The sequence below is a fragment of the Methylophaga thalassica genome, assembly GCF_030159795.1.
In the GTDB taxonomy this organism is placed as follows: domain Bacteria; phylum Pseudomonadota; class Gammaproteobacteria; order Nitrosococcales; family Methylophagaceae; genus Methylophaga; species Methylophaga thalassica.
On sequence record NZ_BSND01000004.1, the window covers coordinates 120,768 to 140,965 of the forward strand.

Sequence of the window (20,198 nt, forward strand, 5' to 3'; positions counted from 1 at the left end):
TTTAGAAGTTAGTTAAAGTAAATCCAATTTTTATACTTGGACCATATTCTTCATATTGATTGTTATATGCTTTACTACCGGTATAAACGTAGTAGTGTTCATCGGTCAGGTTTTTCGCTTCCAGGCTGATTTGAGCATTTTTACTGATAAAGTAGCTGCTGCTAAAATCAAGGAACACCTGATCATCTACATACGCGTCATGGTTTTTATCACTGACAGCGGCGACTTCTTTCAGATAAGACGATTTGTAGTTAGCAGATAAACGCATGCTGACTTTTTCGTTTTCCCAACCGAGCATGAAATTACCGACCCGTTTTGATTGACCGGGTAAATCAATGCTGCGTTTGGTATTCTGACCTTCGATATCCGCTTCAGAATGACTGAGTGTGAAATTAGCGCCCACTAATAAGCCATCCCATGGTGAGGGTAGCCAGCTTAACTTTTGACTATAAGCCAGTTCTAAACCATAGACTTTCGCGGTATCACCATTTTTGAATGTTTTAGCTTCTTTGAAATTCTGGAATGCACCTGAGCCTGCTATATCCGTTTCATAAACAAAATCAGAAATATCTTTATAGAAACCATAGGCTGAGATTGCACCAGCCCGACCCATGTAATGTTCGATGCCTAAATCAAAGTTTTTAGCTGTCATTGGATCTAGCGTTGGATCGCCAAAACTGGCTTTGTTACCACTTTCAATAGAAAAACCAGGAGCGAGCGCTTCAAATGTGGGTCTAACAACACTATTGGTCCACGCAGCTCTTACTTGGGTTTTATCATCGATGTAATAACGTGCATGAAGGCCAGGCAACCAGTGGTGATAATTATTTTTGCTGGAGATTTCCTGGAATACATCATCGCGAATACCGGTTCCTTTGGCCTCAAAGTCAGTTTGCTCATAGCGCATACCCGCGATGAGAGTCCAGTTATCCAGATCCAAGGTATTCATCACATAGGCCGCATTAATATCTTCGTTCATAACGTAGTCATTAATACGTGTTTCTTCTGTATTAATATTGCTGTCAAAATTCAGCTTTGACAGCAAATTCTTGATAGCGGAGCTACTGATGCCCGGCCCGTAATTATTTAATGAATAATCAACATTACTGCCGGCAAACGCACCCAAACTAGTATCGTTAGAGCCAAAGTTTTTAAACTCCCAGGCATTGGTGTCATTATCTTTCTCGCGACGTGATAGCTTGCCACCGAATTTCACTTGTGAGGCATAGTTGTGAATAGTGAAATCACGGGCAAGATCAAACTTTAGATTTTTTTCGGTATCGGTGGTTTTTTGTTCTTCCCATTCGATTTTATCCAGTGAAAAACTACTGGGGTCGTAGTAATCAGAACCTGCAAATAAGCGTGGTTTTGAGGTGTCCGTAAATCCGACGTTATCAAAGCCACCCTCAAACTTAGCACCAGCAATATGACCCGGCGTATCCTCACTGGCGCGGCTGTAACCTATCTGACCATCAATCGTCCACAAGCCAATAATCTTTTCTCCACCCAATACATAGGATTGGATCTCTTGTGTTTCTTTACGGTCTTTTAATTCACGATAGCCTGTCGCGCCGGTACCTGATTCACTCGGTAGCTGTGGACTGTCAAACTCCATACCCGCTGCGTTACGAGTTTCGGTATCAGTGAAACGGCTAAATAAGGTACGTAAGTAATAATTTGTGTAAATGTCAGCTTTGTAATCGAAGTTAACGCCTAAACCTAAGCGCTCACGTTCAATTTCATAATCACGTTGTTCAAGTTCTTCTAAACGAGCTTGGTCAGTGAATTCCCATTTGCCACCGGTTTCCACATTATCAGAACCAAACTTTCGTTTTTGCCAGCTCAATGCGGCGGCGACACCAAAGTTATCAACACCATCACCGATACTGAAAATATTACTCACCGCCCCGGATCCTTTAGGGCTGGTTTTATCAATATTGTCATCGTAACTGCCTTCAGCAGACATGGTGTAGAACAAACCATCATGATCAAAAGCCGATAAACTCTCTACATTGATGGTGCCACCCAATGAGTTGGCGTCCATATCGGGGGTCAGTGTTTTGACGACCGATAATGATTGCACTAACTCACTGGGTAATACATCCAATGCCACCGCACGTGTGCCACTTTCTGGCGAAGGGACATTGGTGCCATTAATATTGACAGCATTAAGTTCAGGCGCCAGTCCGCGTACCGTGACAAACCGACCCTCACCCTGATCATTCTCTACCGATACGCCAGGCAGACGCTCTAATGCTTCTGCTGCATTGTCATCGGGTAACTGGCCGATACCGTCAGCATGTACAACACTTTCAATGCTGTTTGAGTTGCGTTGCTCTTTGAGCGCTTCGTCAATCTGTACTGCTTGCCCTACGACACGGACTGTTTCCAGATTAATATCCTCTTCTGCATGAGCACTGCTGATAAAGCTGGCAATTCCGAGTGCAATCAGGCTGAGTTTAAAGCTCGGTCGTTCAATGGTTTTGTCTATTGTTTTCATAACTACCCTTGTCGTCATAGTGGTTTGATGGCGGCAAGTGTATGAAGGCTAAATGACAGTTAGATGACAGTGAAAATTTAAAATATTTAAAATCAATAACTTATCATTTGCGTTTGCTTGATGTTGAGCTGATATGACTTATGATTTACAAAATAAACTGATGCTCAATACTGCAAGCTTGTAAACAAATAAGTTAAATAAAAACAATGATGTAAATAGTATTTTGTGCAACGGGTAATGTAAAAAAATGAAAAAATAAGACAATTTTTGTGAGCTGATTTGACTGCTAACTTTGTCATAAGTCTGTCATTTTTTTCGCGTAGTGTCGCCGACATTCAGTTAATTACTGCAGTCAGAGTTCGGTTAAACCAATGAAAAAAAGACCTTTTTTACACACATCCTATTTTTACGGACTGGCGCTGGCCTTCATTACTGGTTTCGTTATCATGCGAACGTGGGGGGAAGTGAAGGTCATATCAGCGATAAATTGGCTTGATGTTATGTCTGAAGGTGGGATGGTGATTCTGGCCTTATTCTGGCTGGCGTTATTGCTTCGTAGCCGACCGGCGGGAAGGGTGACACAACTATTAGCTCTGGGTTTATGTGCTATCGCCTTTTCGTGGAGCATGGATTTCATGGATGAGTTTATCCATATGCCTTCGACATTAATCTGGCATAACTGGTTGGAGAGTATGCCGATTCCACTTGCTTTAGTGCTGTTAAGCTTTGGCATTTATCACTGGCATCAGGAAGAAATTGCCATCAGTGCCCAAATGGTAAAACGTGAACGTTATTTCCGTGAGCATCGTTTATTTGACAAGCTTATCCCTATTGGTGGTGCGGCATATCTCAAAAAGCAGCTCAAACTCTCTCTCAATGAAAGTAAAAAACAGCAGCAACCTTTAGCACTGATAGCGATTGATTTGGATGACTTTAATGTGATTAATCGTTTGTACGGGGTGGAAGAGGGTGACCATATATTGCAGCTGGTCTGCCAATTGTTATTACTGAACCTTCGTGATGAAGATTTAATCTGCCGCCTGGCGGGAGATCGTTTTATTGTCTTGCTTCACAATACCAATGAAGCAGATGCAAAGCAGCTCAGTCTGGATCTTCAAAATGCAGTAGCCAGTTTTGCTTATCGAACTAAAGCGCATCATCAACGTGTTTACCTAAGCGCCACTTGTGCTATCACCATGGCAAAAACAGATGACTCTGACTCGCTGATTAAACGCTTAAATTTACAACTAAGCCAAGATAAGCAACGTGTGGTCGCGGCTAGTTAACTCATGACAAAACTGGTTAAAACAACAGGGTATGAAATTGATACGCCCTGCATCGCTAGCCATTATCAACCTGCATTATTAGCAGAGTTGGCATTATCGCGTGATATTTCGGCATATCAATTATTAAAGGGCGCGCGATTGCAGTTAGACGACTTTGCACTGGCAGAAAAGCGTATCAGTCCAGATCAATACCTGACATTAATAAAAAATTGTCAAAAATTAATTGATGCTGACGATATCAGTTTTTTATTGGGTCAGCGCTTATTGCCTGGTTTTTATGGCGCGGTAAGCCAGGCTTTGCAACAAGTGACTAACTTGCGTCAAGCCATTGAAATTCTTTGTGATTACCATTCAATTTTGTCGCCCTTATATACCCCTCGTCATTATGAAAATGATGAAGAGGTATTTTTGTTCTGGCTGGACAGCACAGGAAGTCATGAACAAGAGACCTTTATTATTGAATCTCATATCACTGCGTTCGTCTCAATGGTGGCTTGGTTAGCCGGAGAAAAAATGCCCTGGCAGTATGAGTTCACTTATGCTGAGCCAAATTATATTGAGCAATACTGGGTGAATTTTGGACAAAACCTCAGCTTTAATCAGCAGATGAATCGCTTACGGTTACCGAAACAGTGCTTGGATAAACCGTGGCCTAACGCCTTTAAACTCGGCATACACGGTGCGCTAAAAGAGAGTAACAGGCAGTTAGCAGAGGAATATAGTCAGTACAGTTTTCTTGACCAGCTCTATGACTATATTCAATTACATATCAATGAACCGCTCAATCTGGATAAGGTGTCATTTGCCTTTGGAATCAGTCCGGCTTCAATGAAGCGTAAATTAAAAAAACACCACACCAGCTTTCAGCAACAAATTGATCTAGTCAGAAAACATACAGCGATTTATTTGTATGAAGTCAAAAAAATGAATAGTCAGCAAATTGCAGAATATCTCTGCTTTAATGATATGAATAATTTTCGCCGGGCTTTCAAACGTTGGACCGGTATTTCACCGTATCTGTTATTTGCACAATAATTTGAAGTGGTTAACACAATTTTGTTTTATGGCTTAATTACTTAAGCTTGCCTTAATCTCGTTCAGCAAGAATTCAGTTTCGTAGGTTTATAACAGAACTGTAGCTAAGCGTTAGCTAAGTCAATTTAAGGAGTCATCCTATGAACAGATTAAATACCTTTCTCTCTATCAGTGCTCTAAGTATAGCTAGCTCAGCCTCTGTTGCCGTTGCCGATAACAAAGGCTTTGAGTCAAAAAAACTAGATAGTGTCACCAGTACGAGTCTTATTGATAGCCAAGAGCAAACAAGGAATCACACAGATATCAATAAGCACCAAGAAATAACAAAAAAATAAATTGCTAATGATGAATCTTCTAACTGTTACCGATTTCACTCCTCATCGGTAACAGTTTTTTTTTGTGCGATAACAAACGATTCATTTTCTACTGTAATATCTATCTAAACCAAGCAGACAACGACGTCTTTAATTACTGAATCAGGTAATCGGAGAAATACATAATGCGTCGTTCTGAACAAACTACCATCAAGACCTCCTGCCCACGAGACTGTTATGACAGCTGCGGTATTTCAGCCATTGTTATTGACGGCAAAATTAATCGTGTTTTAGGCGATAGCGATCATGAAATGACGCATGGGGCACTTTGTGCTAAATGTGCCTTTGTCTATAACGGTGTCTGGATTGACCCTAAAAAACGTTTAAGCCATCCATTACGACGCACGGGAGCTAAAGGCACTCACTCATACCAAGAGGTGAGTTGGGAAGAGGCCTTAACTGACATTTCGCAGCGGCTTCACTCTATTATCGAAGAGTACGGTGGCCAATCAATTTTACATACTCATTACACTGGAATTTGCTCTCTTATTGCCGGAAATTTTCCTTTACGATTTTTTAACCGTATCGGCGCAACAGAAGTTGATCCGGACACGGTCTGTAATAAGGCCGGACATGAGACGTTAAGCTTAATGTTTGGTCAGTCAATGAATGGCTTTGACCCGCGCACAGCAAAGGATACGGATTGTCTTATCATCTGGGGAGCCAATCCTTCTGCCAGTGCGCCGCATGTGCATAAACGCTGGCTACCTGATGTTAAGCAGCATGCCAAAGTCATCGTCATAGATCCTATTCGCCATGAGACGGCTGATTTCGCCGATTTACATCTGCAACTCAGGCCAGGAACAGATGCCGTGCTCGCTTTTGCCTTACTGCATGTTCTTGCACGCAACGACGATTTGGACCAGACATTTATTACCAATTCGGTGCTAGGTTGGGATCAAATCATCGATGAAATTGACAAAACCACGCCTGAAGTCGCTGCAGCTATTACCGGTGTGGCAGTAACTGATATCGAAACAGCTGCAGAGTGGTTTGGCTTGGGACGATCAATGTTGTGGTTGGGACAAGCATTACAGCGGCAGACACACGCAGGTAATATCATGCGTTCTGCCAGTTTATTAATTGCCGGTACCGGTAATATTGGCAAACCCGGTAGCGGATTTTTGTATATTAATGGGGCTGAGGCTCGTCAAATTAACCTTGATTGGCTCAGTGGTGCGGCATTGAACTCTTCGGCTACACAAGCGATTAGCCATATGGATCTCGCAGAGAGATTAGCTAATTCAGACAAGAGCAAGGCTTTGTTTTCCTGGAATAACAATATTGCTGCCTCTAATCCCCAGCAAAAGGCGTTACATCAGGCACTAAGTCGTGATGATTTATTTCATGTTGCCATTGATCTGTTCCATACCGACACGACTGCCTTTGCTGACTATATCTTGCCAGCATCCTCATTTCTTGAGTTTGATGATGTCTTATTACCTTACTTTCACTATGACGTATCGGCCATAAACAAAGTTATCGAACCTATTGCTGAGAGTCTGCCTAATCAGGAAATATTTCGTCGATTAGCTGCGGCGATGGGATTTACCGATGAGGAGCTATTCGAGTCAGACCAAAGTTTGATTGAGCAAATCTTTCAACAACTTAACATGCCTGTCAGTTTCGATGAGCTAAGAAAGAAAGGCAGTATGCATTGGTCCGAACAGCCACTTATTTATTATTCTGATGGTGTTTTTCCAACAGCCAGTGGCAAAATTGACGTCGCATCAGATAACTGGCTGGCAGCTGGTTTAAACAAAAGCCCTGTAGCCCTCGCTGATCAACCACCAAAAACGCATTATTTACGCCTTTTATCACCGGCTGATCCTTTTCTGATGAATTTCAGTTATGGTAATGACGACAAAATTGCAATGAAAATAGGTAAAGCCAGTGTCAGCATTCACCCGCAAGAACTCGCAGATAGACAACTGGTTTCAGGGCAAAAAATCACACTGAAGAATCACTATGGTGAGCTTGAGGTTATCGTTGTTGCGAGTGACCGGATACCGCGAGGAGTGGCGTTATTACCAAAAGGACGCTGGCCGTCGTTAGAAAAAACAGGTGCCAATATTAATATCCTCAACGACGGGGCAAAGACCGACATTGGCCAAAGCAGTGCTGTACATAGTATTGAAGTGGAGCTAGTTTCCTAAAAAATATAAAACAACAATAGTTGACTAATCAGTCAACTATTGTTTTAATGCAAACGTAATTTAACAACGGTGTTGTATGGGACGTCCAGCTACAGATACAAAGCAAAAATTAATCAGCACAGCATCAGAACTCATATGGAAAAATAGTTATGGTTCGGTCAGTGTGGATGATATCTGCAAAGCAGCAGAGGTAAAAAAAGGCAGCTTTTATCACTATTTTAAGTCGAAAGCTGACTTAGCTTTGGCGTCAATGGAAGATCATTTCGAGAACTCGAAACAAGACTACGAAAGAATTTTCTCGCAGGCAGTACCACCGATAAAACGCTTTGAAGGACTCGTTGAACATATTATTGAAAAACAGTCCGACATCTCAATAACCTATCAACAGGTTTGCGGTTGCCCTTACGCCACCTTGGGTAGTGAAATGGCAGGGCAGGATCAAGATATACGCGAAAAAGTAGACAGTATCTTGAAGCGCTATGAAGATTACTACGCATCAGCTATTCGCGATATGGTAGCGCAAGGTCAGTTGCCAAAATCTACTGATATAGAATGCTTAGCTGCTGAGCTTTATTGTTATATAACGGGACAAGTTATTCTGGCGAGAATACATAACTCGCTTGAACCATTAAAACGTGATCTAAAAAACGGTGTGTTTCGTATTTTGAATGTTAAAGACATGCACTAATTCACTGGCGAACTGTTACAAATAGCCATATCCATTGACCGCTTAATTGCGGTTTTATTTAGTTATTTAAACAAACCAACCGGTCAACTCAAATTAATTTACAAACCAACCAGTCAATTACTTTGTAGAACAGATGACCATTACATATACAGATTCAATTATTAAAGAGTAGGGATGAGGATGAAACGAAATACTATTTCTATCGGCATAGCGGTAGCTTTGATTGGCCTTGGTTCATTCAGTGCCTATCACTTTGCCTATGCCGATAAACAACAAGAAGTCACACAAAATCAGCAGTTTCCAGCCGTAATCGTCAGCCACCCTGCCATTGAAAATATTACCGAATGGCAACAGTATGCGGGGCGATTTGTCGCTGTAAACAATGTGGATATTCGTTCACGTGTTTCCGGCTATTTAGAAAAAATCCACTTCAAAGATGGTGATATCGTCAACAAGGGGGATTTGTTATTTTCTATTGATCCTCGTCCATTTAAAGCCGAAGTATCCATTGCAAAAGCCACCGTTGAAGAACGAGAAGCTACACTAGCCTTGGCTAAGACGGATTCAACTCGCTCTATTGAGCTGTACAAAACACATGCCGTTTCTAAACAACGTGTGGACGAAGATAAAGCCAGGGTAAAACAGGCAGAAGCACAATTATCGGCTGCCAAATCACGCCTAGCCAGAGCTGAGCTGGATTTAGATTTCACACAGATTACCGCCCCAATCACCGGCAAAATTGACCAACATAATGTCGATGTAGGTAACTTGATTCGAGGTGACGATGAAAATGCCAGCCCTCTGACCAATATCGTGTCACTTGATCCGATCTATGTGATCTTTGATGTTGACCAGAATACCTTTCTAAACCTGACAAATAACGAAACAAAGAGCTTCAATGACGTCCATTCATCGTCAGTCAGGTTATCGATTCAAGGCGATACGGACACAAAATATGATGCCAAAATCAATTTTGTGTCCAATAGCATTGACCAACAAACGGGATCAATTCGATTACGTGCTGTCGTTGATAATAATCAAGGCAAGTTCACACCTGGCTTGTTTGCACGAGTTGAACTGGCTAAGCAGGAAAACCCACAGACAATCCTTATTCCTGAAAAAGCCCTGGTGTTAGAGCAAACCGATTATGTCGTCTATGTCGTCAATGATGAGGATATTGTCGAAAGTCGACACGTAGAAGTTGGCCCTATAGCGAATGGATTGCGTGTTATACGGAAAGGGCTAAATGGCGATGAGCGAGTCATTAGTGGTGGTCTTCATCACGTCGCGGTCGGCAGCAAAGTAGCTATTCAATCTGAGCTTGCTCTGAACCCTTAATTAACGACTTTTCAAGAGAAATCCCTCTATGTCAGAACAACATAACGACAATAAAAGCTTTGGCGCCTTTTTTGTTGATAGACCCATCTTTGCGGTGTCATTGTCCGTCGCCATTTTAATTATGGGTATCGTAGCGATGCTGCGTTTACCGATCTCGCTATTTCCGGAAGTGGTGCCACCCACAGTTACTGTTACCGCTACTTATCCGGGAGCTAGTGCTGAAACAATTGCTAAAACCGTCTCCACACCTATTGAACAAGAGGTCAATGGCGTAGACGGTATGCTCTATATGTATTCACAAGCAACAAATGATGGACGGATGAATCTGACCGTCACCTTTGAAATTGGTACCGACATTGATATGGCGCAAGTCTTGGTGCAAAACCGGGTTGCCTTAGCAGAGCCACGTTTACCTGAAGAAGTGCGCAGAACAGGGATATCTGTACGTAAGAATTCGCCTGATTTTCTTATGGCCGTCCACATGCGCTCACCCGATCAGAGCCGTGATCAATTATTTTTGTCTAATTACACACTTCAAAATATTCGTGACCGACTGATCCGTTTGCCTGGCGTAGGCTCAATTAATATGTTGGGTCAACGCGACTACACCATGCGTATCTGGCTCGATCCAGATCGCATGTCAAATCTGAACCTGACAGCAGGTGAGGTTGTTGATGCAATTCGTGAGCAAAACATTCAAGTAGCAGGTGGTCAGCTTGCTCAACCGCCCGTTGATACTGATCGTGCTTTTCAACCGATTATTACATTACAAGGGCGGTTAGAAGAAATTTCTCAGTTTGAAAATATCATCATTAAACGCGGCGATGATGCATGAATCGTCAAGCTGAACGATGTTGCCAGAATTGAAATTGGCGCTCAGGAATACACCACAAATGCCTTCCTAAATGGCGATCCGATTGTGGTGATGTTGCTGACACAACAACCTGGTACCAACGCTATTGAAACCTCAGAGAAAGTCAAAGCCATGATGGCTGATCTTTCAAAAGATTTCCCAAGTGGCATGGAATATATCATCACCTATAACCCAACGGATTTCTTTGTGGTTAAAGCAATTGATAACTTAGTCCATACCATTTACGAAGCCTTAATCTTGGTTGTGTTGGTGGTGTTAGTGTTTTTACAAAAACCACGGGCGACCATTATTCCCGTTGTTGCCATTCCAGTCTCTTTAGTGGGCACCTTTTTGGCGCTGACGGTATTAGGTTACTCAATTAATCTATTAACGTTGTTTGGTATCGTTCTGGCTGTGGGGATCGTGGTCGACGATGCCATCATTGTGGTGGAAAACGTCGAAAGACGTATCCATGAGGGTATGTCGGCTAAACAGGCTTCAAGAGTCACCATGAAAGAGGTGTCTCTAGCCTTGATTGCCACTTCACTGGTACTGGTATCCGTCTTTATACCGACCATGCTTATTGAAGGTTTCTCCGGTCAATTTTATCGACAGTTCGGTGTTGCCGTAGCGGTGGCAACGCTTATTTCCTTATTTAATTCACTGACGTTAACACCCGCTTTATCGGGCATCTTATTAGCGACTAACCCAGATAAAAAACCAACAAAATCAGGTTTATTATCTAGATCGATACATGGCTTTAATTCTGGCTTTGATCGGATGTCGGAAAGCTATGCCACATTGGCCAATAAGCTGATTTCTCTTCGTCCGTGGGTGATGCTGGTTTATGCCGGATTAATTGTGGCGGCTTTTTATGTGGCGGCCATCATTCCCAAAGGTTTTGTACCTGCTTCCGATCAAGGGTATTTAATCGTACCAGTGCAGTTGCCACCGGGTTCATCCCTGTCGCGTACTACTGAAGTCACACTGCGGGTAGCTGAAGAAGCTGTTAAGGTGCCGGGCATACAATATGCCCATACCTTCGCCGGTTTTGACGGGCCTACGGGCACCAATAAAAGCTCATCATCAACCGTGTTTGCACAGTTTTATCCTTATGAGGAACGGCTTAAATCAGGTCGAGATCTGAATAGTATTATGACGGATCTTCAGACTCGTCTTAACAAAATTGTTGATGCTCAAATTACGGTGATTCCACCTCCGACCGTAAGAGGTATTGGTTCAAGTGGTGGTTTCTCATTGCGTCTACAAGATTATGAAGACCAAGGCAGCGAAGCGCTGAATAATGCGAATAAAGCCCTGCTAAAAGCGATTAATTCCAGCCCTGATATGTTATTCGGCTTTTCTCCATACAGTGCTGGTGCACCTGAATTTTTCTTTGACCTAGATAGAGATCAGGCGGAGATGCTGAATGTGCCTATATCTAATGTCTTTGAAACATTGGAAGTTTATCTTGGCAGTGTTTATGTCAATGATTTCAACCTGATGGGGAGAACATTTCAAGTTAGGGCGCAAGCGGACAGTCGCTATCGATTAGATCCTGAACAAATTGCTAATCTTAAAACACGTTCAGCGGATGGACAGATGGTATCGCTTGGCACATTGGGTACTATTCGCCCACAAACAGCCCCCGACCGTGTACCGCGTTATAACTTGTTTAACACCGCGGAAATTATAGGTGCGGCAAAACCGGGGATCAGTTCAGCTGACAGCTTAAAACTGGTGCAGAAAATCGCGGATGATACCTTGCCTTCAGGCTTTGGCATTGAATGGACAGATCTGTCATATCAACAGCAAATTGCTAAGGGTGGCGTCATGTTGTTTGTGCTGGGTGCCATCTTTGCCTTTTTGGTCCTGGCTTCACAGTATGAAAGCTGGTCTTTACCCATTGCCGTCATGTTGATTGTGCCAATGACACTTCTATCGGCTTTAGGTGGGCTGATGCTGGTTGGCATGGATGCCAATATCTTCTCGCAGATTGGCTTAGTGGTGTTGATAGGTTTAGCAGCCAAAAATGCCATCCTGATTGTTGAGTTTTCACGTCAACACGAATTAGAAGGCAATACGGCGATAGAAGCGGCGGTGATGGCGGCGAAACAACGATTACGTCCTATTTTGATGACCTCATTTGCATTTATTTTAGGCGTTGTTCCACTAATGACGGCTACCGGTGCCGGTGCTGAACTGAGAAATGCACTAGGAACATCGGTCTTTTTTGGCATGCTCGGTGTCACTATTTTCAGTCTGATCTTTACCCCCGTGTTTTATGTGGTAATGCGTCAATTAGCCGATAAATTGAGCAAAAAGACACAGGCCGAAACTGCGTCTGTGGCTCAGGAATAGGGGGGAAATAAAATGCTAAAAAATATAAGCACCATGCTGTTAATTATCAGCATGACAGCATGCTCAGCAAGTTTCCGGGAAAATGATAAACCGCAAGTATCAGCAGATTTAGCCGCCAATGATCTGCTATCCATTACTGACGGAAATGATCGTCTGTCGAATGCAAAACCTATCGTGAGGTGGTGGCAACATTTCGATGATCCACTTTTAAGTGAGTTGGTTGAGCAAGCGCTACAAAATAATTTAGATATCAAGATTGGCTACGCTAATTTAATGGCAGCACGAGCGATAGCCACAGAAGTGGGCTATGACAGGTTGCCTTCTGCTGATCTGAATGCCGATTACACTCGTGAAAGGCGTAGTCAAGAGACGGCTACGCCGTCTTCTGGAAAACGTAGTAACAATAGTTATAGTCTTGGCTTTGATGCCAGTTGGGAACTGGATCTGTTTGATCGTGTGAGTAACAGGATTAAAGCCAGTGATGCCGAAAGTGATGCGTTGCAAGAGGATCTAAAAAGTCTGCAAGTGTCGATAGCGGCCGAAGTGGCAAAAACCTATATTGAGTTACGTGGTGCACAATACAGAGTTAACATCGCTGAACGAAATGCTGATGTGCAACAAGATACGCTTGAGCTAACAAGAAATCTGACGCGGGGTGGTGTAGCAAGTCGCCTGGACATTGCACAAGCTGAAACACAGCTATCGTTGACACTGGCAGAAATTCCATTGCGTGAAGCAACAGCAACAGCAGCCATTAATCGTTTATCGGTATTAACAGGACAGAATCCTGAGCGCCTAAGCGAGCAACTCGCTACGAGCAAGCCCATCCCTAGTTTGCCGATGGCTGTGAATATAGGAAATGCCGCTGAATTGCTTCGAGAACGCCCCGATATTATAGCTGCTGAGAAGCGACTGACAGCCGCCACAGCAAACTATAATTTGGCGGTAGCGGATCAGTTTCCAGCGGTAAATATTGTCGGTTCACTGGGGTTTATCGCGACGAATTTATCTACCTTCGGTAGCAGTTCCGCCATTGCCAGTGCCATTGGTCCCAGTTTAAGTTGGGGTGTTTTTGATACTGGTCGTATTCAAGCACGCATCAAACAAAATGATGCCAAGAGTCAGGCAGCATTGGCTAATTACCAGTTGACAGTGCTGAAGGCACTTGAAGAAACAAAAACCGCCATAAGTGATTTTGCCCGTGAAGAACAGCGTCGCGAACGCCTTCAAGATGCCGCACGGACCTCAACGCAGGCCGAGTCAATTGCCACACAGCGTTTTGAGCTAGGGGATACTGACTTCTTACCGGTATTGGATAGTCAACGAACACGACTCAAGTCGGAAGATTCGCTTGCCGTCAGCGAAACACAGTCTGCAGTAAAGTTAATCAGTATTTATAAATCGCTTGGTAAAGGCTGGAGAATTGATAAATAGTCGTCATTAAATATGATGAATAACTATTTTGTCAGCTCTAAACCTATATAGGTGTTATGACTGAGTATATGGAATGATTCCAGAACATTTTTAACATTCAGTATTTATATTCGGGATTTAACACCTATAATTAATCACATTCTTATTCTGATAATGTACTAGGCAGCATAAATAGCATGCTTATGTTCTAGTCATAACTTACCTCAAACAGTAAGTTTGATCTTGTTTGGAGCAGTCAATGCAAATCGGTAGTTCAATTTACCTAGACTATCAGGCGACCACGCCGATAGAGCCTCGCGTTGTTAGCGCGATGGCACCCTACAATCATGAGATTTTTGCCAATCCACACTCTACGGCACATGTGCTTGGTCAGCAATCTGCGGCAGCGGTTGAGACTGCGCGTAGCACGATTGAAAAGTGCATTAATGCCTCAAGTGAAGAGGTTATTTTTACTTCGGGTGCGACGGAGTCGAACAATCAGGCGATTGCCAGTGTGATATTTGGCAATACTACTGAACGTCGTGACATTCTTATCAGTGAAATTGAACACAAATGTATTAAAAATGCCGCCTATTTTTATGCCGCAAAACTAGGTTACAAAGTCAAAGAAATTCCAGTCGATAATACCGGGCTGATTAATGTAGACGCTTATCAATCATTATTGTCTGATCAGACATTGCTGGTCTGCATTATGGCGGTCAATAATGAGATTGGCACCATTCAGGATGTCAAAACCTTTGCTGAAATGGCACATGCGGCAGGTGCGCTGTTTCATTGTGATGCGGCTCAAGCACCGGAAGCGATGGATATTGACGTGAAAGACTGGAATGTCGATATGCTGAGTTTGTCTGCACATAAAGTGTATGGCCCAAAAGGTATTGGCGCGATATTTATCAAAAATGATCTGCAGGCCGAGTTACCACCATTTATTCAGGGAGGAGGGCAACAGTTTGGTATGCGTTCAGGCACCCTGGCCACGCCTCTCTGTGTTGGTTTTGCTGAAGCGATGCGTATCACAAAACAAGAAGCAAAAACTCACCGTGAACAATTAACGCATTTGAAACGTTTGTTTCTACAGCAACTGCAAGCGACGCATATTCCATTTAAATTAAATGGCACACAAAGTCATTGTCATCCCGGCAATATCAATGTGCAATTCATCGGTTGTGATGCGAATAAGCTATTAGAAAAACTCCAGCCGAATGTCTGTGCTTCTACAGGCTCTGCCTGTAACAGCGAAATGGTCTTGCTTTCACATGTATTAAAAGCGATTGGGTTGACGGATGAAGAAGCAGGATCATCCTTACGCATCAGTCTGGGACGTTTTTCAGATGAACAACAAATAACAAAGGCCATCGACTATATAAAAGCGGCTATCGAAAAATAATTCCGATTTTTTATTGTGATAACCATTTGTTAACTTTGACCGGCGTAATCTAAAAATCCCAACCAATACAAGAGGGATTAATGATGAAAACAGCACTTTTTTCAGTATTAGCCGCGATGGCAATGAGCACAGTGACATTCGCTGAACCAGCATCAACTGACGATATGGCTAAACATGATAAAAAAGGATATTTCGCTCATATCGACACCAACGGTGATGGTGTTATTACAAAAGAGGAAGCCACAGCGGCAGCATTAAAACGCTTCGAAAAAATGGATACTAATGCTGATGGCAAGGTGACCAAGGAAGAAGCTGCAGCGGCCCATAAAAAACATAAGGGTGATAAACGCCCATCCTGCAAAGATAAGAAAGAAAGTTAATTTCTTTTATCACACCATATTTAGAAGGGAGTCAGTGACTCCCTTTTTTTATTGCGTATTTATTTTTCTCACAAAATCATACTTTTGGCTGATAGTCGCTATAACCCCATTTCATTATGATCGGCGTGTTATTTAATCGGCCAAACTTGGTGTGAATCAGGGACGGAAAGCCACAGGCCTTGTTGTTTAACAAGGTGGCTGGGTTGCACAAACGCAAGGAATCCGAGTGATGATAAATAAACAACGACAGTTTCTGTCGCTCTCTACTACGTTGCTGTGCAGCTCATTTTTACTGGCGCCGTCAGTTGTGCATGCTGTCACAGGACTCTATGGTACAAACACATCCCCAATCACCGTCAGCGATGGTTATATCGGATTAGATGGATATAAAAACGCGAGTAAAATAACTATTACAGCAGGTGGCCAGCTATTTAAATCGGGTGGTGGTAACGAATTTGCCAATATGACTTCTGGCATTGTAGTTAATAATGGCCTAATCGATAACCGGGGTGCGATAACCAATGAGCACTTAATCGAGAATAATGCCACCTTTGATAGTTATAGAGGCAATATTTGGAATAAAGCGTCTATCCAAAATGGCAGTAACTCCGTCTTTAAGTCTCATTCCCTTGAAAATTTTAGAGACGGTTATATCTCTACCAATGGTAGATGGGAAATGACCGGTGAGCATCGTAACAGAGGCAATATCTCCATTGGCCAAGATGGGGTGGTAACAAACAACGGTATATCGCTGCCTACGATGAATAATACCGGAAAGATTACAAACTCGGGTCTATACGAAAATACGGGATTGTTTTTTAATAACAATTATGGCCGAGTTGAAAACAGAGCCTCAGGCATATTTCAGAATAATAGATTTCTTCATAATAGATTGGGTTCATCTTTTAATAATGAAGGTATTTTTCAAAATGACTCTAGTGTAGAAAATGAGAGTCAATTCCTTAACAAAGGTCAACTAAACAATACCGCCAGTCATTCATTTACCACATTTTATAAATTCACGAATACTGGTTTGATTACAAATGATGGCAGTTTCGTAAATAGATCTGGCAATACTTACATTGGTAATGAGTATAAAAAGGGAAAGCTAGAGAATACTGGCACAATAAACAACAATGCCACGATGTCTAATGAGAAGGATGCCACGTTCAATAACAACGGTGTACTCAACAATAATAGTGGTGCACAATTTACCAACGCTTTCACCTTTAATAATCAAGGTGATGGCATCGTTAATAATCATGGTACGTTCAACAATCAGCAAACTGGCAGATTCGACAACGCTAATATGGCCAGTTTTGTTAACCATACAACAGCAAGTTTGAATAACAATGGCATACTCAGCAATCAGACCGGTGGCACTTTAACCAATCACGGCATTATAAAAAATAACGAAACCGGCACACTCAATAATGCGGGTAGCTTGATTAACTCAGATAGTGGTCAATTTGCTAATGCTGGCACTCTAAATAACAACAAAAACGGGCAAATCCTCAACAGCGGTGTGTTTGCCAATGGTGGTGTGCTGAACAATAAGAGCACATTTACCTCCACTTTATATTCCACTATGGCAAATTATGGCGATATCAATAATCACAGCCAATTTATTGATCAGGGTAAATTTGTTAATGGCGGCACAGTAAATAATTACAGTCAGTTTTTGATTGATGACTATGCAGACTTTACTAACGTTAATACCCTCATCAATACATCTGATGGCACCCTTAACCTGAAGGGCAAATTGCTCAATCAAAAATATTCACCCTCGAACATCACCAATGAAGGTGAGTTTAATATGAGCTATTACAGTCAGCTTGATAATGAAACCTTATTCACCAACAGTGCTTCGGGCACCTTAACGAACGATGGCACGCTGAATAACTCAGGTACCTTAGCGAATAATGGCACCTTGATTAATAACCGACAAATAAATAATACGGGTGCATTTTCAAGCAGTGGCCAGTTAACTAACTACAATTACATCAGTAATACTGGTTCGGCTGAGATGACACTGTCTAGCACTGGCACGATGACAAATCGGGGAATGCTGTCAAATGACGCTCGGCTGATAAATTATGGTGTCATCAATAATGCGATTAACGGCACAATCAATAACACGAAAGAGTTTTTTAACAATGGCACCTTGAATAGTGAAGGGGCAATTAACTCTTTCGGCCTTCAAAATACGGGGACTATTGCCAATGCCGGCACGCTGACAAGTTATTGGCTGCTGGATAATGAAAACACCATTACCAATACTGGCGTGATAAATAATAATGACACCAGTACGTTCAATAACTTCGCTAATGTGAAAAACCTGGCTGGAGGCAATATTGTCAATACTGGCGTGTTTGTAAATAGTGGCACCGTTGAGAATGCGGGCACACTGACTAATGCCTCTGTATTAAAAAATAAAGTAGGTGCAACGCTCAATAATACCGGCGTGCTCAATAATAACGATGAGTTCATCGTTGAGGGGGTACTGAGCAATAGCGGTCAGCTGACTAACTCAGCCTCAGGTGATCTCAATGTGGCTTCATCCGGCCAAATCAATAATAGCGGTCGATTCATTAGCGATAATAGACTCACCAATGCAGGTCGCATAACGAATAACGCGGGTGCGCTTTTTAATAATACCGGGGAGTTTTATAACAACAACACATTTGCTAATGCCGGTGAGTTCAATACTCTGGCCATGGAGAATAACGGTGTCATCACTAACACCGGTGAGTTTAATAATCACTGGCTTTTGTATAATAAAAATAGCCTCTCCAATGAAGGAAAACTGACCAATGCCTCCACTGGTTCGCTATCGAATACCTCAAAGATAAGCAATAAAAGTAGCGGTAACTTCACTAACTTTGGTGAGATCAACAACCAAGCAACGATTGAGAATGCCGGTGTCTTATCCAACCAAGGGACATTGAAAAATAACGGCATCATCACCAACTCTGGTCAATTTATTACGACGGATGGCCACATTGTGTCTGGCAGTGGTGAGTTTATTCAAACCGCTGGCAGCACCACAGTAAATGGCAGCATGACCCAAAAGAACGTCAACATTAATGGCGGTAACTTGAACGGTCACGGCGTGATTAATAGCAATGTGTTAGTGAACGGCACCAGCTATAGCGATTATGCCAGCCTGACCCCAGGTAACTCTATCGGTAAACTGACGGTGAATGGCAATTACACCCAAGGTACATTTGGTGTAATGAATATCGAGTTTGACGGTAATAGCGCGGATGTATTTGCTGTAAATGGTGTGGCGACATTGGCCGGTGTGTTGAGTTTTGACTTTATCGGTTCAGAACTTAAAGCCGGGATCTTTAATTTCATGACCTTCAGCAGCTTAGTCGGCAGTTTTGATAACATCATTCTGCCGCTGATGAGTGGCTTTGATTTTGATGTGATCTTCGGTGATACCTTTGCCAATCTGGTGATTACTGAAAGTGTCAGTGCGGTACCCGTACCGGCAGCCATTTTCTTGTTTGCACCTGCACTGATGGGATTCATTGGTATACGTCGTCGTATGAGCCAACGTTAAAGTCAATGTGAAACGCGAGGAAAAAGCCGTCGTTAATGACGGCTTTTTTTCATTTAAACTAGGCTGATTTTTCAATTTTATGAATAATGACCTATAAAAATAATAAAAGGCAGGCTCAGACGTGAAACTATTACTAGTTGATGACCATCAGTTATTTTTAGATGGCTTATCAGCCTTACTCAGCAAGGCAGATAACATCGATATCATTGATACTGTCAATAACGGCAAAGCGGCTTTTGATAAATTAAGTTCGGGACAATATGACGTGGCCTTAATTGATCTACGTTTGCCGATCATGGATGGCTTTCAGTTGTTACAGTCTTTATCGGATTCATCATCTCTGGTGCCAATTATTATTGTTTCAGCTTCATCTGATCCGATAGATATTGATACTGCCTTTAACCTCGGTGCTATGAGTTTTATTCCTAAGTCGTCATCAGGAGAGACCATTCTTCAGACCATCGAGCAAGTGATGTTGGGTCAGAAAGTGTTTCCAGACAGTGACATGGACAAGCTAAAACCAAAAGCAGAACAGTGGGCGAGTCAGCACAATCTTACCCAGCGTCAGCTTGAAGTGTTAAGGCTGATGAGGCAGGGATTCTCAAATCAGGCGATTGCTGAACAGCTCTCGATAAGCATGCCAACCGTGAAATCACACGTTAGTGCCATTTTTCAAGCACTGGGTACACAAAGCCGTAGCGAAGCCGGTAAAAAAGCTCACCAACTTGGTTTGGATTAATGTTTCGATTTACTAACCAACAATCATCTACTGATCTGGGGCGATATCAACAAAAGATAGATCTTGAAAAAATTCTGATTGCCCATCGTAATTGTCCCG

The 20,198-nt window shown here is 42.5% G+C and carries 12 protein-coding genes, 1 pseudogene and 1 riboswitch; of the genes and pseudogenes, 12 read left to right on the top strand and 1 reads right to left on the bottom strand.

From position 1 onward, the window contains the following. Position 1: 1 nt before the first annotated feature. Positions 2–2,500, bottom strand: coding sequence for a TonB-dependent receptor (locus QQL60_RS05485; protein WP_284722679.1), 2,499 nt, complete (start codon positions 2,498–2,500; stop codon positions 2–4). Between the two features lie 371 nt (positions 2,501–2,871). On the opposite strand from QQL60_RS05485, the gene QQL60_RS05490 reads away from it, so the two are divergent. From QQL60_RS05490 to QQL60_RS05545, 12 genes and pseudogenes are all read left to right on the top strand, one after another. After that, positions 2,872–3,786, top strand: a complete 915-nt coding sequence (locus tag QQL60_RS05490) for a GGDEF domain-containing protein (protein WP_284451127.1) — start codon at positions 2,872–2,874, stop codon at positions 3,784–3,786. A gap of 3 nt (positions 3,787–3,789) precedes the next feature. After that, positions 3,790–4,821, top strand: coding sequence for an AraC family transcriptional regulator (locus QQL60_RS05495; protein ID WP_284722680.1), 1,032 nt, complete (start codon positions 3,790–3,792; stop codon positions 4,819–4,821). 140 nt (positions 4,822–4,961) lie between these two features. Next, the gene (locus tag QQL60_RS05500; protein WP_007145096.1) at positions 4,962–5,156 is read left to right on the top strand and encodes a hypothetical protein; all 195 of its coding nucleotides are present in this window, start codon (positions 4,962–4,964) and stop codon (positions 5,154–5,156) included. A 164-nt stretch (positions 5,157–5,320) separates the two neighbouring features. Beyond that, on the top strand, positions 5,321–7,351 hold the full coding sequence (locus QQL60_RS05505; protein WP_284722681.1) for a molybdopterin-containing oxidoreductase family protein: 2,031 nt from the start codon (positions 5,321–5,323) through the stop codon (positions 7,349–7,351). A gap of 76 nt (positions 7,352–7,427) precedes the next feature. Next, complete coding sequence (locus QQL60_RS05510) at positions 7,428–8,039, top strand: TetR/AcrR family transcriptional regulator (protein WP_284451130.1); 612 nt, start codon at positions 7,428–7,430, stop codon at positions 8,037–8,039. 180 nt (positions 8,040–8,219) lie between these two features. Continuing rightward, on the top strand, positions 8,220–9,377 hold the full coding sequence (locus QQL60_RS05515) for an efflux RND transporter periplasmic adaptor subunit (RefSeq protein WP_284722682.1): 1,158 nt from the start codon (positions 8,220–8,222) through the stop codon (positions 9,375–9,377). Between the two features lie 28 nt (positions 9,378–9,405). Continuing rightward, positions 9,406–12,591 (top strand): annotated as a pseudogene (locus QQL60_RS05520) (efflux RND transporter permease subunit). Positions 12,592–12,603: 12 nt separating this feature from the next. Continuing rightward, positions 12,604–14,025, top strand: coding sequence for an efflux transporter outer membrane subunit (locus tag QQL60_RS05525; RefSeq protein ID WP_284722683.1), 1,422 nt, complete (start codon positions 12,604–12,606; stop codon positions 14,023–14,025). Positions 14,026–14,263: 238 nt separating this feature from the next. Further along, positions 14,264–15,412 carry a cysteine desulfurase family protein gene (locus QQL60_RS05530; RefSeq protein WP_284722684.1) on the top strand — a complete coding sequence of 383 codons (1,149 nt, stop codon included), beginning with the start codon at positions 14,264–14,266 and terminating at the stop codon, positions 15,410–15,412. Positions 15,413–15,492: 80 nt separating this feature from the next. Then, on the top strand, positions 15,493–15,792 hold the full coding sequence (locus QQL60_RS05535; protein ID WP_050797519.1) for an EF-hand domain-containing protein: 300 nt from the start codon (positions 15,493–15,495) through the stop codon (positions 15,790–15,792). Positions 15,793–15,921: 129 nt separating this feature from the next. Next, a riboswitch (cyclic di-GMP riboswitch) is annotated at positions 15,922–16,003 on the top strand. 18 nt (positions 16,004–16,021) lie between these two features. Then, the gene (locus tag QQL60_RS05540; protein ID WP_284722685.1) at positions 16,022–19,360 is read left to right on the top strand and encodes a beta strand repeat-containing protein; all 3,339 of its coding nucleotides are present in this window, start codon (positions 16,022–16,024) and stop codon (positions 19,358–19,360) included. A 121-nt stretch (positions 19,361–19,481) separates the two neighbouring features. Then, positions 19,482–20,099, top strand: coding sequence for a response regulator transcription factor (locus QQL60_RS05545; RefSeq protein WP_273180394.1), 618 nt, complete (start codon positions 19,482–19,484; stop codon positions 20,097–20,099). The last annotated feature ends 99 nt before the right edge of the window (positions 20,100–20,198 follow it).